Annotated in this window: 20 protein-coding genes and 1 pseudogene; 5 read left to right on the plus strand and 16 right to left on the minus strand. The window is 65.1% G+C overall.

Going from position 1 to position 26741, the window contains the following annotated elements; genetic code table 11:
- Positions 1 to 59 precede the first annotated feature (59 nt).
- The 10 genes from KU887_RS34190 to KU887_RS34235 form a co-directional block, all read right to left on the minus strand.
- Positions 60 to 2027, minus strand: a complete 1968-nt coding sequence (locus KU887_RS34190; RefSeq protein ID WP_059720907.1) for a phosphatase PAP2 family protein — start codon at positions 2025 to 2027, stop codon at positions 60 to 62.
- Between the two features lie 322 nt (positions 2028 to 2349).
- On the minus strand, positions 2350 to 2820 hold the full coding sequence (locus KU887_RS34195) for a GlxA family transcriptional regulator (RefSeq protein ID WP_226245446.1): 471 nt from the start codon (positions 2818 to 2820) through the stop codon (positions 2350 to 2352).
- A gap of 108 nt (positions 2821 to 2928) precedes the next feature.
- The gene (locus tag KU887_RS34200) at positions 2929 to 4143 is read right to left on the minus strand and encodes a porin (protein ID WP_058903754.1); all 1215 of its coding nucleotides are present in this window, start codon (positions 4141 to 4143) and stop codon (positions 2929 to 2931) included.
- A gap of 67 nt (positions 4144 to 4210) precedes the next feature.
- Positions 4211 to 6019, minus strand: coding sequence for a tannase/feruloyl esterase family alpha/beta hydrolase (locus KU887_RS34205; protein WP_058903755.1), 1809 nt, complete (start codon positions 6017 to 6019; stop codon positions 4211 to 4213).
- A 198-nt stretch (positions 6020 to 6217) separates the two neighbouring features.
- Positions 6218 to 6925 carry a substrate-binding domain-containing protein gene (locus tag KU887_RS34210; protein ID WP_059720905.1) on the minus strand — a complete coding sequence of 236 codons (708 nt, stop codon included), beginning with the start codon at positions 6923 to 6925 and terminating at the stop codon, positions 6218 to 6220.
- 14 nt (positions 6926 to 6939) lie between these two features.
- Entirely contained in the window at positions 6940 to 7623 is a 684-nt protein-coding gene (gene ligK, locus KU887_RS34215) for a 4-carboxy-4-hydroxy-2-oxoadipate aldolase/oxaloacetate decarboxylase (protein WP_043205974.1), read from the minus strand.
- Between the two features lie 2 nt (positions 7624 to 7625).
- Positions 7626 to 8651, minus strand: a complete 1026-nt coding sequence (locus KU887_RS34220) for an amidohydrolase family protein (protein WP_258258643.1) — start codon at positions 8649 to 8651, stop codon at positions 7626 to 7628.
- Between the two features lie 73 nt (positions 8652 to 8724).
- Complete coding sequence (locus KU887_RS34225) at positions 8725 to 10074, minus strand: aromatic acid/H+ symport family MFS transporter (protein ID WP_043205976.1); 1350 nt, start codon at positions 10072 to 10074, stop codon at positions 8725 to 8727.
- A 125-nt stretch (positions 10075 to 10199) separates the two neighbouring features.
- Entirely contained in the window at positions 10200 to 11504 is a 1305-nt protein-coding gene (locus KU887_RS34230) for a gallate dioxygenase (protein WP_060214574.1), read from the minus strand.
- A gap of 78 nt (positions 11505 to 11582) precedes the next feature.
- The gene (locus tag KU887_RS34235) at positions 11583 to 12122 is read right to left on the minus strand and encodes a hypothetical protein (RefSeq protein ID WP_102898721.1); all 540 of its coding nucleotides are present in this window, start codon (positions 12120 to 12122) and stop codon (positions 11583 to 11585) included.
- 473 nt (positions 12123 to 12595) lie between these two features.
- Between KU887_RS34235 and KU887_RS34240 the strand changes: the two genes are divergently transcribed.
- Both KU887_RS34240 and KU887_RS34245 read left to right on the plus strand, forming a co-directional pair.
- Positions 12596 to 13846 (plus strand): LysR family transcriptional regulator, encoded by a 1251-nt coding sequence (locus KU887_RS34240; RefSeq protein ID WP_258258645.1) that lies wholly within the window; start codon positions 12596 to 12598, stop codon positions 13844 to 13846.
- A 379-nt stretch (positions 13847 to 14225) separates the two neighbouring features.
- A pseudogene (locus KU887_RS34245) lies at positions 14226 to 15765 on the plus strand (error-prone DNA polymerase); the annotation flags it as partial.
- A gap of 18 nt (positions 15766 to 15783) precedes the next feature.
- Here the strand turns inward: KU887_RS34245 and KU887_RS34250 are convergent.
- The 6 genes from KU887_RS34250 to KU887_RS34275 all read right to left on the minus strand — a co-directional run bounded on the left by KU887_RS34250 (position 15784) and on the right by KU887_RS34275 (position 23067).
- Entirely contained in the window at positions 15784 to 16374 is a 591-nt protein-coding gene (locus tag KU887_RS34250) for a hypothetical protein (RefSeq protein WP_125346673.1), read from the minus strand.
- The gene (locus KU887_RS34255) at positions 16349 to 17347 is read right to left on the minus strand and encodes a hypothetical protein (RefSeq protein ID WP_230204555.1); all 999 of its coding nucleotides are present in this window, start codon (positions 17345 to 17347) and stop codon (positions 16349 to 16351) included. Before KU887_RS34255 ends, KU887_RS34250 begins: the two co-directional genes overlap by 26 nt.
- Positions 17325 to 20033, minus strand: a complete 2709-nt coding sequence (locus KU887_RS34260; protein ID WP_258258832.1) for a type VI secretion system Vgr family protein — start codon at positions 20031 to 20033, stop codon at positions 17325 to 17327. Before KU887_RS34260 ends, KU887_RS34255 begins: the two co-directional genes overlap by 23 nt.
- A 1062-nt stretch (positions 20034 to 21095) precedes the next feature.
- Positions 21096 to 21374, minus strand: a complete 279-nt coding sequence (locus tag KU887_RS34265) for an HU family DNA-binding protein (protein WP_059721203.1) — start codon at positions 21372 to 21374, stop codon at positions 21096 to 21098.
- A gap of 336 nt (positions 21375 to 21710) precedes the next feature.
- Entirely contained in the window at positions 21711 to 22763 is a 1053-nt protein-coding gene (locus KU887_RS34270) for a site-specific integrase (protein ID WP_171984116.1), read from the minus strand.
- Positions 22764 to 22773: 10 nt separating this feature from the next.
- Positions 22774 to 23067: an Arm DNA-binding domain-containing protein gene (locus KU887_RS34275; protein ID WP_059721205.1), complete on the minus strand. Its 294-nt coding sequence runs from the start codon at positions 23065 to 23067 to the stop codon at positions 22774 to 22776.
- Positions 23068 to 23367: 300 nt separating this feature from the next.
- Between KU887_RS34275 and msrB the strand changes: the two genes are divergently transcribed.
- The 3 genes from msrB (at position 23368) to msrA (ending at position 26594) form a co-directional block, all read left to right on the plus strand.
- Entirely contained in the window at positions 23368 to 23898 is a 531-nt protein-coding gene (gene msrB, locus KU887_RS34280) for a peptide-methionine (R)-S-oxide reductase MsrB (protein ID WP_058903762.1), read from the plus strand.
- Between the two features lie 31 nt (positions 23899 to 23929).
- A complete protein-coding gene (locus KU887_RS34285) occupies positions 23930 to 25789 on the plus strand; it encodes a cytochrome c biogenesis protein DipZ (protein ID WP_258258646.1) in 1860 nt (619 codons plus the stop codon).
- Between the two features lie 61 nt (positions 25790 to 25850).
- Complete coding sequence (msrA, locus tag KU887_RS34290) at positions 25851 to 26594, plus strand: peptide-methionine (S)-S-oxide reductase MsrA (RefSeq protein WP_212137234.1); 744 nt, start codon at positions 25851 to 25853, stop codon at positions 26592 to 26594.
- Positions 26595 to 26741 lie beyond the last annotated feature (147 nt).

Genomic DNA, 26741 nt, shown 5'->3' on the forward strand with positions numbered 1-26741 from the left:
GATGCATGCTCCGGCGGGCAACCGCCGTCCGGATCACTGCATCGATGCGCCGCCCGCCCCTACTTGTCGATACGAACCGATATGCCCGATGCGCTGTAAAGCGCGGTGGCGTTGTACCCGTCCACGACCACCGAATCGAAGCGCCCCTGAAGTTGGCTGCTGTCGACGAGCGAAACGACGTCACCGACCTGCGGCGCGAGACCCGCGGCGAACCGGACGTGCAGCGTGCCGCCGGCAAGCGTCGTCATCCCTGCCACCGCGAGTCGTCCGGCGTCGCCGGCGCCACGGTCGAGTTCCAGCGTACCGCCCTTCAACTGCGTGTAGCGACCGTTGATGTTCGCGCGCGCCGCGGCCTTGATCGCCACCGTGCCGCCGCCGACATAGACGTCGCCGGCACCGAACGCCTGCGGCGATCCCGCCGCGAGCGTTCCGCCCCGCACTTCCGTGCCGCCGCGATAGGTGTTCGCGCCGGCAAGCGTCAGCGCGCCCGTGCCGGCGAACGTCAGCTTGCCGTCGCCGCCGATATCGTTGCGCCAGGTATCGGCTGCATTGAATCCGCCGAGCGAAGCATCCATCGTCACACTGACGTTGCCGGCAAAATTCGCGTACCCGTCCGCGGCGGCGAACAGGTTGAGCCGGCCCCATCCCTCGGCGTCGTCGAGCAGCGGATAACCGGACGCCAGCGCCGTCGTCTTCAGCACGACGCGTCGCTGGTCGGCGCTCAGATACGGCAGACGCGTCTCGAGCAGCACTTCGGCCCCCTTCGGCACGACTGCGCCGTTGGTGGTGGTGCCGATCGGCGCGAAGCCGAACGTGAGTCGGCGCGCGTAATTGGCCCGATTGGCGGCCGGGTCGGCAAAGCGGTCGCTCGACGCCGTACCGGCATGCGCGGCGGCCAGGAACGTGGCCGGCGTGGTGCGGGTCAGCGAATACAGCGTTGCATGCGCCTGCTGGAAGGCCGTCTGCTTGAGCGTCGCGTTGGCCGGATCGACGAGGTTCGCCGCCACCACCGCCTGGGCAAGTATCCGGCCGCCGATCACGTCGAGCGGCGAATGCATGCCGGCGAGGATGCGGTTCTCGCCGAGTTCGAGCCCGCGGCTGATCATTTCCTGGAAACGTTCGGGAATCACGTACGCCATCGCGAGCGCGTCACGCATGCCTTCCGCGGAATGCCCGCTCGGAAAACCGCCGTCCGTGGCCGGCGTGGTGCTTTCTGCCGGTACGAGCGTCGGCGCGACGACGACGCTCGTGCTCCACCGATACGGACGCGCATATTTGTAGAAGCGTTTCGCCGGCTCCGTCGAGCCGTTGTTTCCCATCGTATTGATGAAATCGACGACGGAACCGAACCCGGCATTCGCGCTGCCGCCGACGCCGGTGTTGTTGCCCGTATCGTTGTAGAGCTTCGTCGTCGCGTCGGCCGGCACCGACGTGATGCTCGTCGTCTGCTGCGCCGCGCCGCGCCACGCGTCGGTGAGCGGCCCCATGCCGTCCGACACGCTATAGCCCTTGCCGCGGCGGTCGTCGTAGTACGCGGCCTCGGCCTGCGCGGCGGTACGCTGCGACGTCGCGTCGACCACATACTGGACATTCGCGTTCAGCACGGCCGGGTTCAGCGCCGTCCCGCCCGGCGTACCGTCGTTCGGAAGACCGGTCCACAGCGACGGCGCCACCGCCGGAAAACCGCCGGCCGCAGGTGCGCTCGTCCCGGCATCGACGAGGTCGGTCAGCGGCTGCCACAGCGCACGGAAGCCGTTCAAGACGCGCACGCCGGCGTTCGTGCTCATCGTGGCGTAACGCGCATCGCCGCGCTGGTTGGTCGCCGCGTTGTCGACGAACGCCGGCACCGATGCCGGAACCGGGGCGCTGTCCACGAAACCGGGGTCCGCGGGCGCTGCCGGCAGTTGCGCGACAACCGACGGCGGCTGGTTGCTGTCGACGTCGTCTCCGCCGCAAGCCGCGACAACGAAGGCTGCCGAAACGGCGATAGCGAAGGTGTGCAAGGCAATCCGGCGATGCGCTGACATGACTGGGCGGTTCCCGTGGAGTGTCGAGAAAGCGCGTACGATATAGTTAGTTTGTGAAAGATATGAGAAAGAGCCGAGAAAGTTCGGGGGGAAGGCGATGTCGCGCCACCGTCCCGCTCGTCGAGACGCGATGCGGTCCTGTCCTGCATCGGCGCTTCACACGACGCCGACGCATTCGTCGGCACGGAAAACCTGCCTGCCCGCGCGGGCATCCCGCCCGTCCCGCATCGCGGACAGTTGCCGAGCATGTGATACCCGGCCGACGTCCGCGCCAGCGATCGGCAGCCCGCGTCGTACTCAAAATGCGGTCACCCGAGCACTGTCATCCCGCCGTGTATCGCGGTGCGCGGCGCTCGACGATCGGGGCATGGCCGAACTCCTTCCGATACGCCTTGCTGAAAGTACACGCCGACGGAAATCCGCAACGCACCGACACATCGCCGATGGAATCGTTGCCGCGGCGCAGCAGGGCCCGTGCATGCCGAAGGCGAATGCTTCGGTAGTAGTCGCGCGGCGACATACTCAAATATTCCTTGAACACGCGCTGAAACTGCCGCGCTGACAGCCCGACCAGCCGCGCGATCTCGGGAAACGAAAGCGGCTCCTCGACGTTGGCTTCCATCAGCTTCACCGCTTCGACCAGATCGTCGCGCATCGACTCGAGACGCGCACACACCGGCATCGGCTGCGGTTCATTCATGCCGCGCAGCCGGCTGACGACCAGGTGCTTCGACACGTCGACGACGAGATGCGGACCGAAGTCGCTCGACATCAGCGTGAGCATCATGTCCATCGGCGCGATGCCGCCCGCGATTCCCCGGCTGCAGAACCCGATGTGGGCGCACTCTACCTTATGAGCGACATCCGGACGCCGCCGGATGCGCGCGCAATCAGGCCCGGGTCAGAACCGATGAATGATCCCCGCACCGAACGCGAACTGGGTCCCGGTCGACGACGGCGCGGAGTTGAACCCGTCACCCAGCGTTGCGGTCGCGTCGACGATGCTGCCCGCGCCGCTCGTGCCGAGCGTCTTGCCCTTCGCGTGCTGATACGCTTCGAGCAGGTACAGCCCCGTGCGCTTCGACAGTGAGTAATACTGCGACAGGTTGAACTGGTGATACTGCGCGCTGTCGGTGATGCCGTTCGCCTCGGTCGCGCGCGTGTACGCATAGCCTGCACCGAAATCCCACACCGCCGACGGCTTCCAGTGCAGCACCGCGCCGGCCGTGTTGAAGATCGCGGTGTTGACGAACTTCGACGCCGCGCCCGGGATGTATTCGGTGTTGGTGTACGTGGCCGTCGCATCCCACGCGTCGCTGAACCGGTAGCTCAGGCCCACCGCGAACCGCTGCTGCGCCTTCGCGGTCTGGTAGCCGTTCGTGAGCGCCGACACGCCCACTTGCGCGCCCCCGTTCGACGTCGTCGAATTCGCACCCCACGTGCCGCCGGCCGTATTCGAATTGTTCACGCGCTCGAACGCGAGGCCGACGCCAAGCGGGCCGGCCGCGTACTGGATGCCGGTTGCCCATGTCGAGCCGGCATTGGTGCTGCCGGCCACGCCGCCGAACGAATACGAGCCGCTCAGCGTCAGGCCATACCATTTCGGAGACGTGTATTCGAGCGTGTTGTTCGCGCGATAGATCGTGTCGAGCCCGTCGACGTCGCCCGGGTGCGCGCCGTAGTAGCCGGTGACCCACGTCGTCGGGCTGAATGCCGACATCGTCTGGTAGTACGACGCGTACTGCCGCCCCGCGCTCAGCGTGCCGTAGGTCGCATTGGTCAGGCCGACCCAAGCCTGCCGCCCGAACATCGCATCGGTGTACTGCGTGGCGCCCGTGCCCGAGTTGAAGCCCGATTCGAGCGTGAAGATCGCCTTCGTGCCGCCGCCGAGATCCTCGGCACCCTTCAAGCCGAAGCGGCTGCCGGCCCACACGCCCTGGTTCATCCTGATCACCGACTTGCCGCCGCTCGTCGAGCCGAGCGTCGTCGCGTTGCTCTGGTAGCCGATCCCGTTGTCGACGATCCCGTACAGCGTGACGCTGCTCTGCGCGAACGCCGGTGCGGCCGCCGCCATCGCGATGGCGGTCAGCGCGACCCGTGATGCCTGCTTCTTCATCGATCCGTCTCCTTCCTTGCCTTGTTGAATGCGTGAGTTGTTGTGATCAGTGCGTGCCGCCGTGGGGTCATGGACGATACGCATGCCAGCCGTTGCCGCCCTTGCAGACGAGTTGAGAACCCTGGACTTGGCATTGCGCTTCGTAACCCGGCGAGTACAGCCATTCGCCGGCCCAGTGAAGGTCGACCACCGGGTCGGCCTTCGGCGTACCGGCGGCGAAGTTCGCCGCGTCGTCGGTGCTGCCGGTGCCTGTGTAGCGCGCGGTGGCCGGATACGGGAACACCGGGCGCGTGCGCGTCGTGTTGCCGTTCGCGTCGACGATCGACGCGACGATCCGGCCCGGCGTCGCGCCCGTTTCGGTCCACGCCATCAGCGGCGACAGGATGTCGAACACGTCCGGCCCCTGCCCGCCGCCACAGTGCGCGACGCCCGGGAACAGGTAGAAGCGCGCGAAGCGGTCGACTCTTGCGTCGCCCATGTAGTGCTTCATCGCTTCGTAGTACGCGATGCTCGAACGCGGCGAGATGTGCTGGTCTTCCAGGCCGTGCCACAGCAGCAGCTTGCCGCCGCGCCCGGCGAACCGGGTCAGGTCAGGATCGGTCGCGGCCAGGTAGTTCGACACCGGCACCGTCTTCGCGAACCCGTCGAGCGTGAATTTCAGGTCGCCGATCGCCGCGGACGGATACGACGCGTTGTAGTAGTCGAGATAGCGCAGGAACGGCAGCACGAAGCCGATCGTGCCGCTCTGTGCGGTCGCGGTCGCCGGGACGAACAGCGTCCAGTTCAGCTCGGAGCCCCATTCGCGCGAGACGAGCGGCTCGAGACGCGTGCCGTCCGCGGTCGTCGCGCCGTCGTGGATCCGACGGACGACGTCGGCTTCCTGCGGCGTCAGGCAGGTCGCGGTGGACTGGCCTTGCGCGCAGACGATCGTCGCGGGATCGAAGCGACACGCGCGCGGGTTGTCGATCACGCCGTCGACCACGCCGTCCAGCCCGTCGCACGCCTTGAGCACGACCGCGTGCAGCATCGGCAGCTTGCCGGCGAGCAGAATCGCGTTGCCCGTCTTCGGGTCGGTGTTCACCGCGTTCGGCCATGCATGGTGGAACGTGTTCTGCACGATCAGGTCGTTCGCCGGCGCACCGGCGGCGATGCCGTCGAAGTCGTCGGGAAAGCGCTGCGCCTCCATCAGCGCTTCGCGGCCGCCGTCCGAGCAGCCGTCGAAGTACGCGTAGCGCGCGGGCCGTGCATAGAACTTGCCGATGATCGCCTTCGCGACCTGAGCCGTTGCGTGTTCGGCGCGGTATGCGAAGTCGAGCTTCGCCTTCGGATCGAGCGCCCACGAACCGTCGTTGCCGCCTTCGTGGCCCATGTCGGTCGCAGCCATCGCGATCGTGCCGTTCGTCACCGGCACGCACGTCGATGCCATCGGCGCGTTGACGGACAGGTTGCCGCACAGGCCACCGCAGCCCGTCTGCAGATAACGCTGCGTCCAGCCCTGCGTCGGCAGCTGCAGTTCGAACAGCGACGCGCCCGGGCCGATCGTCCCCTTCACGTCGCACACCGGCGCCGGCAACGTGTTGTTACCGACGACCGTGCCGGCCGGCAGCAGCACCGCCGACGTGATCGTGACGGCGCCGTCGGTCACGCCGCTCAGGTCGAGCGCCGCGACCGACGGGCACGACATCGCGGGCATCACCGCGGGAAGATTCGCGAGTCCGGCGGTGCTCGCCGCATTCGCGGCATTCGGCCAGCCCGTCAGCGCCGCACTCAGCCACACGACGCCGATCGCCAGCGCCCTGGTCAGTGCATCGCACCTTACGCGTGTCGCGCGATGCCAAGCGCACATCATCCACCCTGCCCTGCAGTTCGTCTGCATGCCTGTCTCCTGTCTTTCTGCTGGATATGCCGCTCGTCCGGGCCGGACGACGCGGCGACGTTGTATTGATTCTTCGATAGATCGTATGAGCTGGATCACCACTCACTGCTTCATCAGCATAACTAATATCGATGCGCAAGCCCGTTGCGAAGAAAGGCGAATCCCATCCAATTCGTTTATCGACCGGCCGCGTCAGCCTTATGCAGGCTCCATCCCGTGTTCGCGCTTGATGTGCGCGACTTGCGGCGACGCCAGATACGCGAGGAACCGCGCCGCGGCCACGCGATCGTGCGCGACGGCGCAGACCGCGGCGGCGAACACCGTCACCGCCTGCACGGCGTCAGGCAGCGCACCGACGATTGCGACGCCCGGCACGTGCATCAGCTCGCTCGTCTGCTGAAAGCCGAGCTCGACGTCGCCGGCTGCGATCAGCGCGCCGACCGGCACGCCCGGTGGGGCCTGCACGATGCGCGGTGCGATCGCGTCGGCGATGCCCCAGCGGGCGAACAGACGCGTCAGGTGCGTGCCGCTCGGCCCGGTCGAATAGCCGATCCGGCCTGCGCCCAGGATCGCATCGCGCAACGCGGCTTCCGTGCCGATGTCCGGCCGCCGCGCACCGCTCGCGACCGCGACCGCGATACCCGAGCGCGCAACGTCCACGCGACTGCCCGGCTCGACATGACCGTCCGCCGCAAGCCGCTCGATCGCATCGGACGCGAGCACGACGACATCGAACGGCTCGCCGTCGCGCACGCGCCGCGCAGCGTCGACGCCGCCGACTGACGTGATCGCGACGCGCGCGCCGGTGTCGCGCTCGTAAGCGGCGGCAAGCCGCGCGAGCACCGGCCGCGTCGCCATCGACGAGATGCCCGTGACGGCCAGCGCCGCTTCCGGTGTCTGCATCATCGCGTCCCCCTGAATCAGTCGATGTAGCGCAAGCCGGCCTGACGCAGCGGCTCGCGCATGTCGTACATGTCGAGGCCGAGCACGCCGGACGCGAGCTTCGCGCGCTTCGCCGCTTCGTTCGCTTCGCGGGCCGCCGCCTTCTCGAGCACCTGAGCCGCGCGCGCGGCCGGCACCACGGCCACGCCGTCGTCGTCCGCGACGATCACGTCGCCGGGGTGGACGAGCGTGCCCGCACATACGACGGGCACGTTCACCGAACCGAGCGTCGCCTTGATCGTGCCTTTCGCCGAAATCGCCTTGCTCCAGACCGGGAACTGCATCGCCTCGAGCACCGCGACGTCGCGCACGCCGGCATCGATGATCAGCGCGTGCGCGCCGCGTGCCTTGAAGCTCGTCGCGAGCAGGTCGCCGAAATAGCCGTCCGTGCAATCCGCGGTGATTGCCGCGACGACCACGTCGCCCGGCCGGATCTGTTCGGCCGCGACGTGCATCATCCAGTTGTCGCCCGGGTGCAGCAGCACCGTGACGGCCGTGCCGGACGCCTGCGCACGCGGATAGATCGGCCGCATGTAGGGCTTCAGCAGCCCCGTGCGGCCCATCGCCTCGTGCACCGTCGCCGAGCCGAGCGCGCCGAGCCGCGCCGCCACATCCTGGTCCGCACGCTGGATCGTGCGGTACACCACACCGAGTTCAGTCATGATCAAAACCCCTTCGCCTTCAGTTGCGCATCGAGGCGCGGATACACGCGCCGCGCATTGCCTTCGTAGATCTTGCGACGCGCTTGCTCATCGAGCGACGATGCGTCGATGTAGCGCTTCGTGTCGTCGTAGTAGTGACCGGTCTCCGGATCGATGCCGCGCACCGCGCCGATCATCTCGCTCGCGAACAGGAGGTTGTCGACCGGAATCACGCCGGTCAGCAGGTCGATGCCGGGCTGGTGATACACGCACGTATCGAAGAACACGTTGTTCAGCAGATGGTCCTTCAGCAGCGGCTTCTTCAGCTCCTGCGCGAGCCCGCGGAACCGTCCCCAGTGATACGGCACCGCACCGCCGCCGTGCGGGATCACGAAGCGCAGCGTCGGGAAATCACGGAACAGGTCGGAGGTCAGGCACTGCATGAACGCCGTGGTGTCGGCGTTCAGGTAGTGCGCGCCCGTCGTATGGAAGCATGCGTTGCAGCTCGTGCTCACGTGGATCATCGCGGGAATGTCGTACTCGACCATCTTCTCGTAGATCGGATACCAGTAGCGGTCCGACAGCGGCGGGCTCGTCCAGTGGCCGCCAGACGGATCCGGATTCAGGTTGATCGCGACGTTGGCGTATTCCTCGACGCAGCGCACGAGCTCGGGAATGCAGGTCGCGACATCGACGCCCGGGCTTTGCGGCAGCATCGCGGCCGGGACGAAGTGATCGGGAAACAGTCGATGGACGCGATGGCACAGCTCGTTGCACACGGCCGCCCACGTGCTCGACACCGCGAAGTCGCCGATGTGATGCGCCATGAAGCTCGCGCGCGGGCTGAAGATCGTCAGGTCGAGGCCGCGCTCGCGCATCAGCCGCAACTGGTTGTGTTCGATCGATTCGCGAAGTTCGTCGTCGCTGATGTTCAGCTCGGCCACCTTCGGTTGCTCCGACGGACTGCCAAGCGCCGCGATCTGGCGATTGCGCCACGCTTCCAGCGCCTTCGGCGCGGTGGTGTAGTGACCGTGGATATCGATGATCATTGATGCTCCTGCATTGGATGAAGTGTCCGGCACCCTGCCGACCGCCGCGCCGGATGGCGGTGTGCGACGTGCGTCAGTGCGCCGGGTTTTCGAGTTCCTGCGGTTCGGGCACGGCCGCATGCTGCGTCGTCATGATCGCGATGGCCGCCAGCGTGGCCGGCACCGCGAGCATCGACAGGATCGCGTCGAACTTCCAGCCGAAGCCGAGCAGCGCACCACCGATGGCCGAGCCGAAGATGCTGCCGAAGCGGCCCATCCCGAGCATCCAGCTCACGCCTGTTGCGCGTGCCACGGTCGGATAGCGGCCCGGCGCATACGCATTCAGCCCGGTCTGCGCGCCGCTCATGCAGAAGCCGGCCGCGAACACCAGCAGCGCGAGCGACGACGACAACGCACCGGCCCAGGCGAGCACGGCAACGCACAGCCCGCCGCCGAGATACGCGACGCCGATCACCGGCGCCGGCCGCACGCGATCCATCAACCAGCCCACGCCGATCGCACCGATCGTGCCGCCGATCTGGAACATCGCGGTCACGTTCGCGGCCGTGCTGACGGACAACCCGGCATCCTTGATTAGCGTCGGCAACCAGCCGGTCAACAGGTAGATCACGAGCAGCCCCATGAAGTACGTGATCCACAGCGACAGCGTCACGCGGCCATAGCCTTGCGAGAACAGCACGCCGATCGGTTTGCGCGTCGGCAGCGCGGGCTCGCTCGACACGAACGTCTCGTCGCCGGTGAACCGGGCACCGCACACGCGGTTCAGCAGCGCACCGATGCGTTGCGGCGGCGCACCGCGCACGGCCAGGAGCCGCGCCGACTCGGGCAACAGCCACAGCTGCAGCGGAATCAGCAGCAGCGGCAGCGCGCCGCCGAACAGCAGCACCGCGCGCCAGCCGTGCAGCGGAATCAGCCAGCCGGCGACGAAGCCGATCAGCGCCGAGCCGAGGTTGAAGCCTGTAAACATCACGGTGATCATCAGCGCCCGCATCCGCTGCGGCGCGTATTCGGACAGCAGCGTCGTCGTGTTGGGCATCGCCGCGCCCAGCCCGATGCCCGTCAGCAGCCGCAGCACCGCCATCTCGAATGGCGAATGCGCGTGCGCGGTCACGATCGTGAACACGCCGAACAGGAACACCGACGCGATCAGCACGCGCTTGCGCCCGAACCGGTCGGCGCTCGGACCGGCCAGCAGCGCGCCGATCACGAGCCCGATCGGCGCCGCGCTCATCACCAGCCCGAACTCGGGACGCGAGATCGCCCAGTCGCGAATCACCGACGGTGCGACGAATCCCATGATCGCGACGTCCATTCCGTCGGCGATCACGACGAGGCAGCACAGCACGACCAGCAGCCACTGGTAGCGCGACACGGGCCGCTCGTCGATGAACGACTTGATGTCGATTGTCTTTCCACCTGCCATCATGACTCTCCTGTCTCCTTGGCGACGATCGATCAGTCGATTCGTCATCCTATTTATATGGCCCGTTGCGCTTCCGGCAGTCCGGTCGCGCAGGCGCGGTGATCTCGCGCGCGCCCTCGTCTTCGCTATGTGTTGACCGACTGGTCCGCGCCGTCCCAGCCGAGCGGCCCCGCGCTCTTGCCGGCCACCGAGTACAGCGCGCCTGGCGCGTTGCGGGTGCGCTGGAAGTCCTCCAGCGATTCGCCGCGCATCGCCGCATAGATATGCAGGTTCGATACGCCCGTCACCGCACCGAGCTTCTCCAGCAGGAAGAAGATCACGCCGTAGCGCAGCAGGCCGAGCCAGTCGCGCCGACGGATCAGGTCGCGCTCCTCCGTGCTGAGGTCCGCGGCCGCGAAGCTCGCTTCGGGGTCGCTCAGGAACCGCGCGCGATGGGCGGGTTCGATCATTCGGTGCAGATAGTCGTTGATCCGGTACGCGCGCACGGCCCGCTCGATCGTGAACGGATAGGTGCCCGGCAGTTGCTCGACGCCGGCGAGTTCGGCCGCGATCCGTTGCCGGTGGCGCTCTGCCGCCGCCTCGTCGACTTCCGTGTCCGCCGGCTCGTACACGGCCGTCGCGATCCCCGTCATCGACGGCAGGTAGTAGCTGCGGTGGCGGCACACGACACCCGCCGGCAAAGCGCCGCGCATCGTGAGCCACATCACGACCTCGGCGCCTTCGAAGCCGCCGAGCGTCGCGTATTCGCCGAGCGGCATGCCGGCCAGGCGCTCGGGATCGCGCTCGAGCAGATCGAGAAAACGCGCATCCCATTCGGGATTGTTGAAGCCCGAGCGCTCGCCGTGCACCTGATGCGACAACCCGCCGGTCGCGACGATCGCGACGCGCAGGTCCTCCGGATAGCTTTCGATCGCGCGGCGCAGCGCCTGGCCGAGCCGGTAGAAGCGGCGCGCGGACGGCACCGGCAGTTGCAGCACGCCCATCTGCAGCGGCACCAGTTGCACCGGCCAGGCGGGCCGGTGCGGACACAGCACCGACAGCGGCGAGAAGCAGCCATGGTCGAGCGGCTTGCTCTGGAAGAACGACATGTCGAACTCGTCGGCCATCAGCGACCGGCCGATATGCGCGGCCAGCGCCGGGTGGCCGGCGATCGGCGGCAGGTCGCGCGCGCCGCCGCCTTCGTCCGCCGGATGCCACTGCGGTCCGACGCCGAGCGAGAATGCCGAATAGTGATCGAAGAAGAACGACGTCACGTGGTCGTTGTAGATGAACAGCAGCACGTCGGGACGCTTGTCGGCGAGCCACCCGGCCAGCGGCGCGAAGTTTTCGAAGATCGGCGCCCAGACGGGATCGTCGCGCTTGTTCTTGTCGAACGCGAACCCGATCGTGGGCGTGTGGGAGGCCGCGATGCCTCCGATAATCCGTGCCATGCCAATGCTCCTTCGTGATGCTCTGATGCGGTCCGGCCGCGCCGGCCGTTGCTGATTGAATGCGTGCGCGTTCGCTCGCTACGCGCGCCCGTGCGGCTGCGGCGCAAGGCTGCGCTTGACGACCAGCGCGAGCGGAACGGCGAACACGAAATGCGACATGAACCCGCCGATGATCACGTTCGGGTCGAAATAGTTCGGATGATTGCTCGACGCGATCATGATCAGCGCGTGCATCACGATCCATGCGACGATCGCAAAGAACAGCGCGACGAACGTCGCCTCGAAGCCGCGCCGGCGGAACCACGGCCAGATCGCCGCGAACACGATGCCCCACGACAGCGCGAACGCGAAATGGATCGCGGTGCCGATGAAGTATGCACCGATGCCGAGCGCGTCCTGTGCGGCCCTGCCGAACACGAGTCCCGTCGCGTTGCGCGGGATGCCGGCGAGCGGCATCAGGTGCTGGGTGCCAACCCACACGAGCGCCTCGTAGACCCAGATCAGCACCGCGCCCGCGAACCCGCCGCGAATACCGGCGCGTACCGTGTAGGAAAGCGGCGTGCTGCCCGCCGATGCGTCCGCCGGTTCGCGTGCTCCGATGATGTGCTGCCGTCCCATTACGCTGCCTCGCTCGTAGTTGGAGGTGCCGCGCCACGCGCCAGCCCCTTTTCGTGATCGGACGAACAATGAATCAGATGGCGGCCCGATGCGCCGGCAACCGCGTGCTTGCGGCTCCCGGGATTGAAATTACTCAGTCGCGGCCGGGGCAATACAGTTAGGGTAAACCCTTATAACCCGATGTAACCGCATATCCGGCAAGCGCTCAACCAGCACGCGCACCGCGTCGCCGATGGCCCGGAAGCCCGCCGGATATGGCGCTCGCGCGGCCGCGTCCGGCGGCGAGCGAGCCGCAGCCGATCGCTCGGCGATTCACATCCGATAAATAAAACAGATGGGCCGATAAGCACGACGCAAGCTCCGCGGCCGCCGTTCCGGTAAAGTCGTTCAACCCGCTGCGCCGCCGGCGCAGGCCGCACGGATGCACGCATGTCGTACGCTCGGCCGCCGCGACGCACACCGCCCGAACACCCATGGACAACACCGACCTTCCGAATCTCGCCTGCCTGTACGCGGTGCAGCGCGTTGCCGAAACGGGCAGCGTGAGCCGCGCCGCCGCGACGCTGTTTCGCGCGCAGTCGGCCGTCACGCGCGCGGTGCAGGAACTCGAAGCGGCCGTCGGCGAAGCGCTGTTCGACCGCAAGCCGTCCGGCATGCTGGCGACGCCGGTCGGCCGTGCGGTGCTCAAGCGCGGAGAGCGTGTGATCGCCGAACTCGGCGCGCTCGCGAACTGGTGTGCGCTGCGCCAGTCGCGCCGCCGCGCATCGACCGACGGCGGCCTGCCGGCTTACCTGCTCAACACGCGGCGGCTCCTGCTGTTCTCGACGCTCGCGCGGCACCGTCACATGCCGAGCGCCGCGCGTGCGCTCGGCGTCACGCAGCCGGCCGTCAGCAGCGCGATCCGGATTCTCGAGAGCGGCGCGGGTTTCGCGCTGTTCCATCGGCATCCGCGCGGCCTGCTGCTGACGGCCGACGGCGAGACGTTCCTGCTGCACGTGCGGCGCGCGCTGAACGAACTGCGGCACGTCGCCGACGACGTCGCGGCGCTGCACGGCAGCATCCAGGGTGTCGTGACCGTCGGTGCGCTGCCGCTCGGCCGCACGCTGATGCTGCCCGAAGCGGTCGCGCGCGTCGTCACGCGGTTTCCGAAGGTGCACGTGATCACCGACGAAAGCGCGTACGAGGCGCTCGTCGCCGGCGTGCGCGCGGGTGACATCGACTTCATCCTCGGCGCGCTGCGCGCGAGCGATCCGGCGAACAACCTCGAGAACGAACGGTTGATGTCCGAGAACCTCGTCGTGCTCGCGCGCCACAATCACCCGCTCGCCGGCGTGCGCAACCTCACGCTCGCGAGCCTCGCCGGTGCGCAATGGATCCTGCCGCGCAGCCACTCGCCCGCGCTCGGGCTGTTCGAGTCGCTGTTCCGGCGCATGAAACTCAAGCCGCCGATGCCGACGGTCGAGAGCGCCGACCTTGCGATAATACGCGGCCTGCTGCTGCACACAGACATGCTCGCGGTGCTGTCCGCGCAGCAGTTGCACTACGAATGCGAAGCGGGGCTGCTGGTCGTGCTCGATGTGCCGCTGCGCGAAACGACTCGGGACATCGGGCTGATGACGCGCGCCGGCAGCCCGCCGTCGCCGGCCGCGCGCGCGTTGATCGACGCGATTCGCGTGGTGGCGACCGAGGTCGCACGCACGCCGCACGCTAAACGTGGACGGTGAACGTGTCTCCGCGCTCGCCGTAAAGTACGCCGGCATCGCACATGAACGGTTTCAGGAACGGGAGATCGCAGGCAAATTGTTGGACGGGGGGGAGATATCTCTACTGCGGTGGTTCGCTTCGCCGACGTAGGCCAAAATAAAGTTGTCACCGTTTGCGAAGTAAAGATGTCACTTCGCCATTTCGCAGTCACCCAAGAGCTGCGAACCCTTGTGAATTCAAGGATTTGCCCGCCGCGAATTAAAGTTGTCACCGAGCGCGGCGTTGCGAAGAGCGATGTCAACTCCCTCGCGACGTCGTTGCAACGCCGTCGGTCGCGGTAACACGTTGTTCAAAACCTGAGTTTGAGCACGCTATCGTGCCGTCGTGATAAGAAGGACCCTGGAAGCGCTCGGGATCTTGAAGATCGACCTGCTCGCGCTTGGCATGCTGTCGATGGTGCGCCGCGCGCTCGACATGATCTCGGAGAAGCGCGACGAGACGTTGGAACTGCAGGACATCCCGGCCGAGGACAAGGCGACCTACGACATGCTCTGCGAAGGGGATAGCATGGGCGTGTTTCAGGTGGAATCGCGCGCGCAGATGTCGATGCTGCCGCGCCTGCGGCCGCAGTGCTTCTACGACCTGGTGATCGAAGTCGCTATCGTGCGGCCGGGCCCGGTCCAGGGCGGGATGGTGCATCCGTTTCTGCGCCGGCGCCAGGGGCTGGAGCCTGTCATGTTTCCGTCGGAAGGCGTGGAGAAGGCGCTGGCGCGCACGCTCGGCGTGCCGATCTTCCAGGAGCAGGTGATGCAGGTCGCGATGCTGGCGGCCGGCTTCTCCGCCGGCGAGGCCGACCAGCTGCGCCGCGCGATGGCGGCATGGAAGCGCAAGGGGGGACTGGAGCCGCACCACGAACGTCTCGTGAGCGGCATGCTCGAGCGCGGCTACGACCGCGAGTTCGCCGAATCGATCTTCGCGCAGATCAAGGGCTTCGGCGAATACGGCTTCCCGGAGAGCCACGCGGCGAGCTTCGCGCTGCTCGTCTACTCGAGCGCATGGCTGCGTCGACACGAACCGGCCGTATTCCTGGCCGCCCTGCTCAACAGCCAGCCCATGGGCTTTTACACGCCGTCGCATCTGCTGCAGGACGCGCAGCGCCGCGGCGTTGAGGTACTGCCGGTCGACGTCAACGTGAGCACATGGGATTCTGCGATTGAAGGGCCGACGACGTCGGCGCCCGTGCGCCTTGCTTCTCGCTGTTGCGCGGCATGCGCGAGGACGTCGCAAGCCGGATCGAGCTCGCACGCGCGGCGCGGCCGTTTGCCGACGTCGCGGATCTGGCGCGTCGCGCCCAGCTTGATCGGCACGACCTTCAGGTACTCGCGCGCGCGAACGCTCTTCGCTCACTCGCTGGCGGCAACCGACGCGCCGCGCTTTGGCTCGGGGCCGCTGCCGCGCCTGATCGAGATCTACTGCGCGGCACCGAACGCGACGACGCGGTGCCGGCGTTACCTCAAGCGTCGGAGGGCCACGAGATCGTAACGGACTATCGCGCGATGGGCTTCACGCTCGGCCGGCATCCGCTGGCACTGCTGCGCGATCGCCTCGCGCTGGGCCACCTGCAGTCGGCCGAGCAGCTGGCGACGTTGCGCAGCGGCCAGCTCGCGCGTGCGTGCGGACTGGTCACCGTTCGGCAACGGCCCGGCACGGCGAACGGTGTGCTGTTCATGACGCTCGAGGACGAGACGGGCCAGGCGAACGTGATCCTCTGGCCCGGTCTGTTGGAGAAGTTTCGGAAGGAAGCGCTCGGCGCTGCGCTGCCGGCCGTGTACGGCGTGTGGCAGGCCGAAGGTAGGTGCGGCACCTGATCGCGAGCAAGCTCGTCGACAGGACCGCGTTGCTCGGCGCGCTGCCGACGACGTCACGGGAATTTTGCTAATTCTCGGACCGGCGCCTACTACTTGCTACGCGAAAACGAACTTCCGTTGTACCGATACTCGCGCGTCGCATTGCCAGCATCGTCGATATTGGTCCAAGTGATTTTGAACCCGAGCGGATTGTCGATCCACTCGATCGCGAGCCATGGCGACCGGTAGCCCCCGTTGTCATTGAGAGACACGCTGTGCAAACAGCTTTGTACCGGCATCGAATAGACGGGGGCTGCGGCGTTACCGTGGACCTGCAACGCATACAGCGTGCTCTCTTCCCCTGCACCGCAGAAACCCATTGGCTTGTTACTCGAGGATTGGCTCACGACCACCAGCACAAATTCCTTTCCGTCGACGACCTTCGATGTCGCCGATGGGAATCCGATGCCGGACGATGATGCGACGGTCCGACGAAATGCCGTAGGCAACTTCACCGTGATTGTCCGGTGATGGGCGGCGTCTACTTCAATCAACCGTTTTCCATCTTCCGTTTGCTGTAACTGGCGTCCGTTCGACAGCTGAATCGAGGTCGGTGCTTTCTCGTCTGCGAACGCGTTAGCTGCACCAGCTACTGCAACAGCGAAGACGCAACACTTAATTACCGAAGATATGATCGACATAGCAGATTCCGGAATACTTCCATGGATGTTCTTTGGTTTGGCCGGCCTTCATTTTCGGGTACTCATCCTTGTCCCGCTTGCGAAGTTCCTCTTCTGTTTTCCCGGCGTTCGAAGGGTTCGTCATGTCCCAACCTATATTACCCGTTTGCGTGTCACACATCACATCGTCACGCACGATCGTCCCTGCCGCCTTATCTACCTTGTAGTAGGCACCCCCGTTCCATCTGGAAAATGTCTCGCGGCGAAGCTGCTCCTCTGTATAGGGGACCCCGTCAAAGTGCTTGATCGCGTCGGTTTGCTTCTGCTGCCACAACTTAACGCCAGCCTTAATGTTTTCCTTCCAGCTCCAGACCTGTTCGTACGACGGTGCGGGATTCGTCATTTGAGTCATACCGAAACCCTTGTCGCCAGCGACCACGGGTTCACTGTCAGACGTCCTGAAGTTTTTGAAGTGACTCTCTTGATCGAGAACGAGCTCGAACCCGACCGTTTTCGGAATCGGCTTGAGGTAGGCGAGCACGTCTTCTTTCGCCGGATTCTTTCCGAGGACCAACACAGTTCTTCGGAACTCGGTTGACCCCGCCTTGACTTCGACGGACAGCTTCCCACCGATAATCTTCCCATTCAGATTCGCATCCCACACCTTGTCATTGCTGGTAAAAGATCCGGTCTCCGAAAACGATCGCACCTTCTTGCCGCGGCTTTTCTTCTCGTTCAGCGGGCTCACCTGCGCGTCCCATACGATGGTCCACTTCCATTGGTAGGGGGGAGGATCGTCCGACTTGAACTCGAATGTGATCGACGGAAACTTCGTTGTTTCGTCGATGTAGAACTTGTCCCCTGTCGCCGGGCGCACCCAGTCACCGGCGTCGTTCTGAATGACGGCTTTCACTAGGGAATTTTGGTCAGCACTCGTCGTCGACGCGTGCCTAACGTGGCGCTTCACCGTCTTACGCTTCTTCGTCGCCGTCATCATCTACCTCCTTGTACACTGTCAGAGAAAGAGACTCTGGTTCATCGGTATAAATGTGCTGAGTAAAGCCGTTTGCATCGCTGAAGCCGCTCCACCTTTTACCCGACTCGCTTTCGATCTCGTAGCGTGTGTGCGGCAACACCGTCTCGCCGTCGTCGTCGACCAGGTGGAACTGCTCGTGATATCGCGGAACATCGCCCGCATGCGGTAGACCAGGGAGTACGTAACCCTGCGCGGTCGGTCCGTCGAGGCTGTGCGACGTGCCCTTGATATCGATCTTGCCGGGCGCGTGGATCTGGATGTCACCATTTGCGATGCGAATATAGGCACCGCCGGAAGTTAGATAGATCTCTTGGTCAGCGGCAACCTCGACCTTGGCAGTCGTCGAAAGCACTTTGACCGATTTCTGAGCAATCAGCTCGATGTTGTCTGAGTGCGCTTGTACCTCGATCTTGCCGCGACCGGCGAACAATTTCATGCCGGCATTCTGAACGAAGATACTCAGCTTGTTCGCGACACTTGCGATCAGAGACTTTCCGACCGCCAGGTGGGTACTTTGCCCGCTGACGACGTTAACGTGTTGCGCGGCTGACAGATGGGCGGTCTCGTTCGTCGAGATCGCGATGCCCGATGGGCTTCCGAAAAGCATGATCGGCTCTTTGAAGGCATTCGCTGCACCGGTGCCCCCGCCAGCGGTGCGGCCACCAGACACGGTGCCAGCGACCGACTGTTGCGACGCGTCGGTCAGCTGTTTTAGTGCGTCGTATCCGGCCTGCATGCCCTCAGCCTCGTGTGCGGTACTTGCGTCCGAAAGTGATTCGAGCAGGCTCTCTGCTCGCACCAATTGCTCTTGCGTTTCGCGCGCGTCGAGCGGTTGGCTGTCCGCCGCCTTCGAATACGTGGTGACGTACAATCCGCGGTTCGCGCGGATGGCGCCGTAGTTATCTGTCCGCAGGTCAAAACCACTACCCAGATAACCGCCCCGTGAATTTCCGGTATGCTGGATCAGATAGCCGAGATGAAGCGCCGAGTTCCCTTGGCTACTGAACAGCTGCACTCGGTTCTGGCCGGTCGAGTCGTCCATTACCATCTGGTTGTATCCCGCTCCGGAATACTCCTTCGAGCGATAGCCCGAGAGCAGACCGTTCGTATGCCACTGAGGTTTCGTCGCTCCGTTGTAAACGCGTGCGATCGCGATTGGACGGTCACAGTCTCCGCCAACATAATCGATCAAGACTTCTTCGCCGACCCGTGGAGGGTGGACAGCGCCGTAGCCGCTGCCGGTATCAGACTGTGCAACGCGGATCCAACACGAGGCGCTCTCATTGCCTTCATTGATGCGATCCCAAATAAAGCGCACCTTGATACGGTTCAGTTCGTCCGTATAGATCTCTTCGCTCTTTGGCCCGACGACAATCGCGGTTTCGAGGTGTGTCGATGGTTTGGCGTGTTCGAAAGGGCTCCGAAACGGCACCATCGTCCGCTGCGCTTCGATCTCAACGTGAAAGACTCCCGACGCTCCGTCTGGTCCGACCACCGTATACGCGGCGCGATCCAAGTCCGCAATCGCTGATTCTGCGATCCGACGATCCAGGCTATGGGGCATCCGGGCGGAGGTTTGAATGATCGGCAAATTGTTTCGCACGATCCAGCGCACCGCAATCGCCGCGAACTCGCGCTGCTCGCTCGAGTCTCCATCGTGATCGGGATGTCCGTCCAACGTGAAACGTTTGCCTGAGTCAGCAGCTCGCCAACCTCCAATACCAAAAAAGCGCTTCGACCGAGATTCCCATTCCTCGAGGCGGATTTTCGAAAGCGCGTCACCCCGGTCCTGGGCCATAAAGGTGTACGCGCCGGTGTACTGATACACCTCAGCTTGCTCTGGTAACTCGCCCTGGTTCGGCATTGTCGGCAACGACGTGCCCTTCGCGTTAAACGTGCTAGCGGGGTTCTTGTAATCGAACGTACAAGTGGTCAACGACGTACTCTGCAGGATGCGTGTGCCGCTCCATTGCGTGAGTGCGTCCGATGCGACTGTGGTTCCCGCGCGTGAAAACGTGAGCGGCACTGGCTCGTCGAGTGCCGTCAGGCGATCGGTGATGACGAGCCGATGTGCTTTGCCGTCGCTGTCGTGCTTCCAGTAGCCGTAGAGCCCTTCCGATTCAAGGAGCCGGTGGACGAAATTCCAATCAGTTTCGTCCTGGCGGCAGAAGGAGAGCGACGGCAGGGTCCGGGACAGATGAAACTCGAAGAAGCCGCGTGCTTGGGGATGAGCGTTGAAAACGTCGGTGACGATCGCATCGACCGGTTTGTCCTGCCAGATCTTCTGGTCGCGACGAAATAGCAGGAAGTGCATCCACGAGGAGATCGTGAGCTGGTGAAATGTCAGCCCGCCGTCAGCACCAAGACGTCTCGCAGTATGCACGTAACCGTTATGCGACGCGTACGAACCATCACCCTGTTGGATCCATAGCGTCGCGGGTTGCGCGATAAGTTTCTTAAGCTCGACGCTCGACGTCGTTGAAACGACGTCGACGACAAACTCAAAATCGCGCCCCAGTCGCGTATCACCGATCATCTGCTGCGGCAGCAAGACGTCGTGCCCTAACGAAGTGTCGAGCTTCAGAAGTCGGTCCTGCTGAATTAGCCCGCCTCGAATGATTTTCATCAGATTACGTGCATCCATCTGCATACCTTTCTTTTTTATTACGCCCGCTTGCTAAGCGGTAAGCGCGCTTTGCCCTCACACGCGATTGTACAGAACGGCGGATCTCACGAATCTCAAAAATGGTTAATGCTGTCAAACCAACTTCTATCGCATTCCTACTTATTTGTCGGGTCGATAGAAAATTACATCCGCTTGAATGAATGGCTTATGTGTTGCGTGATACTCGAATACTTCGAAATCGAGATCGTTGAAGAAACGGGCAGCCGTAGGATCCAAGGGTATCCCTTTCTCCGCGTCGAGCATCTCGAGAGAGGTGAGGATTCCACTCGGAGAAATCGGCTGTACATACACGCTCAGGCACGCAGTAACGTTGATGGCTTCGAGAACCTGTCGCATGCATTCCATGCGTTTCAAGGTAGCGATGGACAGGCACTGCAGCAAGTTGCTCGTCATGGACAAGACGCAACGGTTCGAATGCAGTCCGCTCAGCGTCCGTTAAGGCCCACGAGCGCCCGCACTCTACCCGCGCAACACATTGAGCGAGGGCGGAATCCGCGCAGCGATATAGTTCGGCATTGCAGTCCGCACGCGGGTAAAACGCAGGTGCGAGCATATTGGACAGCGTGGCGATCAACTCAACGTCGCCGCATCCGCCACATAGCGCTGCAAACGCGAGATGGTGCTTGAGCGACAAGCGGCGGATTTTGTCGGCGGGAAGTGGGTGCAATTGCGCTTCGTCATCGCGCGGCGGCGCACGGGACAGTGTTTTCGCATTGCTTAATCAACGGCCCAAACAACAGAACGAGTGGTCCAGCGGGTATCGCTGACGCCACGCGTCGGCGAAGCTCCGTTCCGCGTATACGAACTCACGAACAGCGGACGAGTCGCTATTGCTGGACTGAGGCGCGCTCCACGTTTGTCGCGAACTTGGAGCCGGTCTACCGAATTGTGCAGACACTGTCTGCACAATTCGGTAGACCGGCAAATCAAGTCAGACTCGTGCACCCGCACGAACGCGACGACACTGGCGTTCTCACGGAGGCGACCCCGCCTAGGCGGCCAGGCGCAACTCGCACGATGTCACGATCCGTTCACTGCGTCCTTAAACGCCTTACCGGCGGCGAACTTCACAGTATTTGCTGCGGCAATAGCGATCTCCTCGCCCGTCGTCGGATTGCGACCGGTACGCGCTGAGCGCTGCCCCCGCGAAAATGCCCCGAAGCCGATGAGCTGCACCGCTTCGTCGCGGCTCACCGCGTCCGTGATCGCATCCAGCACCGCCTGAACAGTTTTGCTCGCGTCGCTTTTGCTGACGCCCGCGCCCGCGACGACCGCGTCGATGAGTTCCTGTTTGTTCATGGACTTGTCCGGATCATAAAGTCAAAGTCGCACCCTACCGCATCCAACGGTCAACACGCAAACCGCAGGGCGGCCGATGCAGCCAGTACCCGCCAGAACCTGCACTCTTCCGCTCGTGGCAACCTGCGCACTTACCACTGCGGACCACGGGCACGACCATCGGTACCCGGCGGCCACCGCACTTGCCCCTATAGGCGCCCCACACCGATGGAATGTATCGAGGGAACAGGAATGAAGCACGGCATCCCCGTCGATTCTCGGGCACCTTTAACCGTGATAACTCGTATTATCAGGGTTACATATTCCCTCTTCCCTCTGCGGAGAAACGCTCCCCGACTACGGCGCGAACAGAAAGCGTACGTTTTCTGTACTCGTGCCAAGCAATACCGACAAACGGTCGCCCCATCGCCGCCACGCATCGCGCATCTGCGCGTCATAGTCGAACTGCAAATAGATTCGATCAAGCGGATCATTGCGCGCGTGGTTCAAGCATCGATGCACGATGCTTTCTGCGATGCCGAGCGACTGCATCATCGTTGCGCACGTCCGGCGCAGGTCATGACATTTCCATTGGCCACCCGGGACTGTGAGCGCATCGGTTGCCCTTGTGCGGCCTTCGGTAGGTGCATCCTTCGGGCGTTGCCGGTCATGGATCGCCCCGCAGGTCGTATGAATACTGACGTGCGGAAGTTTGCCCTTCTCCGACGGAAACACATATTCGCGGCGTGCGTCGCCTTCAGGCATGCCGGCGCGCACGACCTGCTGCGCTGCAAACTGTGCAAGAACGAAATCGGACAGATGAATCGTGATCGCCGCGTTCGACTTCGTGCGTTCCTTTGGAATTGTCCACGTCCGTGCCTTGAAGTCGAGATCGGTCCAGCGCGTCAGGAGCGTTTCGCCGACGCGTGTTCCGCACGCAAGCATCACCCATACCGCTGACTCAATGGAACGTGGAAGCCGCACGGCTGGAATCAGGTCACCGAGTAGTCGGATTTCGTCGTCCGTAAGCGTCCGGTTACGCTCATTGCCACGCACCGGGTCGTAATCACCTGAAACGACATCCTCTTTTGCAAGCGCGAGCACATCGCAATCGATCAGCAATCGCTTCCACGGCTGATTTCGTTCGCCCCACCGAATCATTTGCTGGATCGTGATCAACATCTCGACCGCTTGCCGGTTGTGTCCCCCGTCGGAAATCGCGGTAAGCAGCGGCAGAACGTTCGACGCAAACACGCCTGCGATCCTGTATGTACGGAGAGACGGCAGCATATGTTTTTCCATCGCACTTCGAAGCGACTTACCGCCATCCTTCCGGCCTTTCTTGCCGCGCTTCTTGTTGATGGTCGCGAACCACGCGTCGAATAAGTCGCCGAACGTGAGGTCCGCCATCGCCGCCTTTTTAAACCCTCGCCTGGCATTCACGCTTCTTCGCTTCGAGATAGTCCACACCGTCGTGCGCTTGTGAACGAATCGTCGCCGCCGCTGCGCGTGCATCCTCGAGGAACAGCTGCGCATCTGTGGTCGAGCGTGCCCACGCCTTGCCGAGCGGCTTGCCGTTGATGCTGGCGCGAACAAACCAGATCTTTCCGCCGGCCGGGCCGACACGCAGGAACAGTCCACGCCCATCCGACAGGAAATACCGCTTTCCGGTCGCCCTTGCGGCTTCGATTTGCCTGACCGTCAGTGCACCCATGATCGCCCTCCATTGATTTCGTCATCGGGTCGGCTCGTGCATCCCAAGCAGAGCCTGCCCCACACCACGAACACTAAAAAGACACTAAAAAGTTGCGGCTCGTGCGGGATTTCCGCGGAAGTGGACGGACCACGAATACCCTGCAAACCCTTGTCAGACGGGGCTTTGATGGATTTCACCGGACTTGGCCGGAACACCCGGAAAATAATCACAATTCATTTAACTTTCCGTGAGGACTTCGACACCGGCCGCTGCCTACGATAGGCGCATGTTTTCAGGACCTGCTTCCAGGAGCCCATCATGCCCACCCGCAGACATCTGCTGTTCGCCGGCGCCACCGGTCTCGCCGCGCTCGCGGCGCTGTCGTCCGCCGGCCGCCGCGCGCTGGTCGGCCGCGCGCTCGCCGCGCCGCCCGCCGGCTCGCCCAAGGCCGCCCCGTTCGAGATCACGCTCAGCGACGCCGAATGGCATCGCCGGCTCACGCCCGCCCAATACACGGTCCTGCGCGAAGCCGGCACCGAGCGGCCGTACAGCAGCCCGCTGAACGCCGAGCACCGACCCGGCACGTTCGCGTGCGCCGGCTGCGACCTCGCGCTGTTCTCGTCGGCCACCAAGTTCGACAGCCATACGGGCTGGCCGAGCTTCTGGAAACCGCTCGACCACGCGGTCGGCACCGACACCGACGCGTCGTTCGGGATGGTCCGCACCGAAGTGCACTGCCGCCGCTGCGGCGGCCATCTCGGCCATGTGTTCGACGACGGCCCGGCGCCGACCGGCCTGCGCTACTGCATGAACGGCGTCGCGCTCGCCTTCCACCCGGCTGCCGCCTGATCCGGCCCCCCGACCGACTGGAGAACGCATCATGCTGCTCATCGTCCTTGCCTATCTCGGCGGCGTGCTCACGATCCTGAGCCCGTGCATCCTGCCCGTGCTGCCGTTCGTGTTCGCGCGCGCCGACCAGCCGTTCGTGCGCACCGGCCTGCCGCTGCTCGCCGGCATGGCGCTCACGTTCGCCGTCGTCGCGACGCTCGCCGCCGTCGGCGGCGGCTGGGTCGCGCAGGCCAACCAGGCCGGCCGCTGGATCGCGATCGTGCTGCTCGCGGTGTTCGGCCTGACGCTGCTGATGCCGCGCTTCGCGGAACACCTGACGCGCCCGCTGGTCGCCGCCGGCAACCGGCTCACCGGATTCGCACAACGCGACGGCCGCCCGGCCGGCCCGGCGTCGTCGCTGCTGCTCGGCGTCGCGACGGGCCTGCTGTGGGCGCCGTGCGCGGGCCCGATCCTCGGTCTCGTGCTGACCGGCGCCGCATTGCGCGGCGCGAGCGTCGGCACGACGCTGCTGCTCGTCGCGTATGCGGCCGGCGCGGCGACCTCGCTCGGCGTCGCGCTCGTGATCGGCGGCAAGGTGTTCGCCGCGATGAAGCGCTCGCTCGGCGCCGGCGAATGGATCCGGCGCGGGATCGGCGCGGCGCTGCTGGCCGGTGTCGGCGCGATCGCGCTCGGCCTCGACACCGGCGCCCTGGCGCAGCTGTCGACCGTCACCACCGGCGGGCTCGAAACGAAGCTCGTCGACCGCCTCGGCGGGCGCTCGAACGGCGCGCCGGCGGCAACGCCGGCGACCGGCGCCGCCGACAACGCGACGGGCGGCGCGATGATGGCCGCCGCGACGGATGGCGCGCAGGCCGGCGGCGCTGCAATGGCCGGCAGCGCGATGATGCGCGCGGCCGGCGCGACCGCGGCCGCGCTGCCCGTCGAAGGTACGCTGCCGTCGCTCGACGGCGCGGTGCAGTGGCTGAACTCGCCGCCGCTGACGGCGGCCGGCCTGCGCGGCAAGGTCGTGCTGGTCGATTTCTGGACGTATTCGTGCATCAACTGCCTGCGCACGCTGCCGTACACGACCGCCTGGGCACGCAAGTACGCGCCGTACGGACTCGTCGTGATCGGCGTGCACGCGCCGGAGTTCGCGTTCGAGCGCGACATCGGCAACGTGAAGAAGGCCGTGCACGACCTCGGCATCGACTACCCGGTCGCGATCGACAACGGCTATGCGATCTGGCGCGCATTCAACAACGAATACTGGCCCGCGCACTACTTCATCGACGCGCAAGGGCGGATCCGCCATCACCACTTCGGCGAAGGCGAATACGCACAGTCCGAACGCGCGATCCAGTCGCTGCTCGCCGAAGCCGGCCATCCGGACGCGCTGAACGTGCCGCTCGGGCTCGCCGGCGCGCCCGCGAAGGGTGCGCTCGCCGCCGCCGACAGCGCGGACGTCCGTTCGCCCGAAACCTATGTCGGCTATGCGCGCGCGGAAAGCTTCGCGTCGCCGGGCGGCGTCGTGCGCGACGCGGCGCACCGCTACGACGCGCCGGGCAGCCCGGATCTCAACGGCTGGGGTCTCGCGGGCACGTGGAACGTCGGCGCCGAACGCGCGTCGCTGGCCGCACCGGATGGCCGGATCGTCTACCGCTTCCATGCGCGCGACCTGCACCTCGTGCTCGGCCCCGGTGCGAACGGCCGGCCCGTGCGCTTTCGGGTGACGCTCGACGGCGCGGCGCCCGGGGCCGCGCATGGCGCCGACGTCGATGCGCAAGGCTACGGCACCGTCACCGACCAGCGTCTGTACCAGCTCGTCCGGCAGCCGGGCGCGATCGCCGATCGCACGTTCGCGATCGAGTTCCTCGATCCGGGCGTCGATGCGTACGCGTTCACGTTCGGTTGATTGCTCGCGCCACCGCCCTCCGAGCATCGGCTTTTTTCAACGCAGTCCGAAGGAGCAAGAGATGATCCCGATCCCGACCCACGATGCCGCCGCACGACGGCGCGCGACCATGCTGCGCCGCATCGGCGCCGTTGCCGTGGCAGCCGCCGCCGTGTTCGGCTACCAGCGCATCGTCAATTCCGCGGAGCCGATGCGCACCGTGCCCGCAGCAACGCTCGACGAAACGCCCGGCGCGTCGCACGACGAAACGGCCGTGCTCGCCGGCGGCTGCTTCTGGGGCGTACAGGGCGTGTTCGAACACGTGAAGGGCGTGAAGCAGGTCACCGCTGGCTATGCGGGCGGCGCGTCCGAAACCGCGCACTACGCGCTCGTCGGCTCGGGGCTGACGGGGCACGCGGAATCGGTGCGGATCGTCTACGACCCGACGCAGATCACGTACGGCCGGCTGCTGCAGGTGTTCTTCTCGGTCGCGCACGACCCGACCCAACTGAACCGGCAAGGCCCCGACGAAGGCTCGCAGTACCGGTCCGCGATCTTCCCGACCACCGCACAGCAACGCGCGGTCGCGACCGCGTACATCGCGCAGCTCGGCAGCGCGCATGTGTTTCCGGCGCCCGTGGTCACGCGCGTGGAAGCCTACAAGGGGTTCTATTCGGCCGAGGCCTATCATCAGAACTACCTCGAACTGCATCCGGATGCGCCGTATATCGCGTTCAACGATCTGCCGAAGGTCGCCGGGCTGAAGCAGCGCTTCCCGGCGCTGTACCGTGCCGACGCGGTGCTGTGGCGCGAAGCGCGCTTGTGAGCCGCGGGTCACTCACCCTGCCGCGCGACGGGAGGCCGCCCGCCGCACAGCCGGGCCGGGCCGGGCCGGCCCGCCACGCCAGGCGCCGGCAGAGGCCGCTTTGCGCCGCATCAACGAATCGGCGGACGCGACGCCGGGGCAAACCCG

This window comes from Burkholderia sp. EMB26, from assembly GCF_024730645.1.
Classification (GTDB): domain Bacteria; phylum Pseudomonadota; class Gammaproteobacteria; order Burkholderiales; family Burkholderiaceae; genus Burkholderia; species Burkholderia cenocepacia.

What these genes read in the sequence shown, in the direction of transcription:
- ligK (WP_043205974.1), bottom strand. Translation starts at nt 7,623, where the DNA reads ATGACTGAACTCGGTGTGGTGTACCGCACGATCCAGCGTGCGGACCAG.
- msrA (WP_212137234.1), top strand. Translation starts at nt 25,851, where the DNA reads ATGATCCCGATCCCGACCCACGATGCCGCCGCACGACGGCGCGCGACC.
- KU887_RS34250 (WP_125346673.1), bottom strand. Translation starts at nt 16,374, where the DNA reads ATGTCGATCATATCTTCGGTAATTAAGTGTTGCGTCTTCGCTGTTGCA.
- KU887_RS34275 (WP_059721205.1), bottom strand. Translation starts at nt 23,067, where the DNA reads ATGGGTGCACTGACGGTCAGGCAAATCGAAGCCGCAAGGGCGACCGGA.
- KU887_RS34225 (WP_043205976.1), bottom strand. Translation starts at nt 10,074, where the DNA reads ATGGCAGGTGGAAAGACAATCGACATCAAGTCGTTCATCGACGAGCGG.
- KU887_RS34230 (WP_060214574.1), bottom strand. Translation starts at nt 11,504, where the DNA reads ATGGCACGGATTATCGGAGGCATCGCGGCCTCCCACACGCCCACGATC.
- KU887_RS34190 (WP_059720907.1), bottom strand. Translation starts at nt 2,027, where the DNA reads ATGTCAGCGCATCGCCGGATTGCCTTGCACACCTTCGCTATCGCCGTT.
- KU887_RS34220 (WP_258258643.1), bottom strand. Translation starts at nt 8,651, where the DNA reads ATGATCATCGATATCCACGGTCACTACACCACCGCGCCGAAGGCGCTG.
- KU887_RS34285 (WP_258258646.1), top strand. Translation starts at nt 23,930, where the DNA reads ATGCTGCTCATCGTCCTTGCCTATCTCGGCGGCGTGCTCACGATCCTG.
- msrB (WP_058903762.1), top strand. Translation starts at nt 23,368, where the DNA reads ATGCCCACCCGCAGACATCTGCTGTTCGCCGGCGCCACCGGTCTCGCC.
- KU887_RS34195 (WP_226245446.1), bottom strand. Translation starts at nt 2,820, where the DNA reads ATGGACATGATGCTCACGCTGATGTCGAGCGACTTCGGTCCGCATCTC.
- KU887_RS34270 (WP_171984116.1), bottom strand. Translation starts at nt 22,763, where the DNA reads ATGGCGGACCTCACGTTCGGCGACTTATTCGACGCGTGGTTCGCGACC.
- KU887_RS34205 (WP_058903755.1), bottom strand. Translation starts at nt 6,019, where the DNA reads ATGCAGACGAACTGCAGGGCAGGGTGGATGATGTGCGCTTGGCATCGC.
- KU887_RS34260 (WP_258258832.1), bottom strand. Translation starts at nt 20,033, where the DNA reads ATGGATGCACGTAATCTGATGAAAATCATTCGAGGCGGGCTAATTCAG.
- KU887_RS34210 (WP_059720905.1), bottom strand. Translation starts at nt 6,925, where the DNA reads ATGATGCAGACACCGGAAGCGGCGCTGGCCGTCACGGGCATCTCGTCG.
- KU887_RS34255 (WP_230204555.1), bottom strand. Translation starts at nt 17,347, where the DNA reads ATGACGGCGACGAAGAAGCGTAAGACGGTGAAGCGCCACGTTAGGCAC.
- KU887_RS34235 (WP_102898721.1), bottom strand. Translation starts at nt 12,122, where the DNA reads ATGGGACGGCAGCACATCATCGGAGCACGCGAACCGGCGGACGCATCG.
- KU887_RS34200 (WP_058903754.1), bottom strand. Translation starts at nt 4,143, where the DNA reads ATGAAGAAGCAGGCATCACGGGTCGCGCTGACCGCCATCGCGATGGCG.
- KU887_RS34240 (WP_258258645.1), top strand. Translation starts at nt 12,596, where the DNA reads ATGGACAACACCGACCTTCCGAATCTCGCCTGCCTGTACGCGGTGCAG.
- KU887_RS34265 (WP_059721203.1), bottom strand. Translation starts at nt 21,374, where the DNA reads ATGAACAAACAGGAACTCATCGACGCGGTCGTCGCGGGCGCGGGCGTC.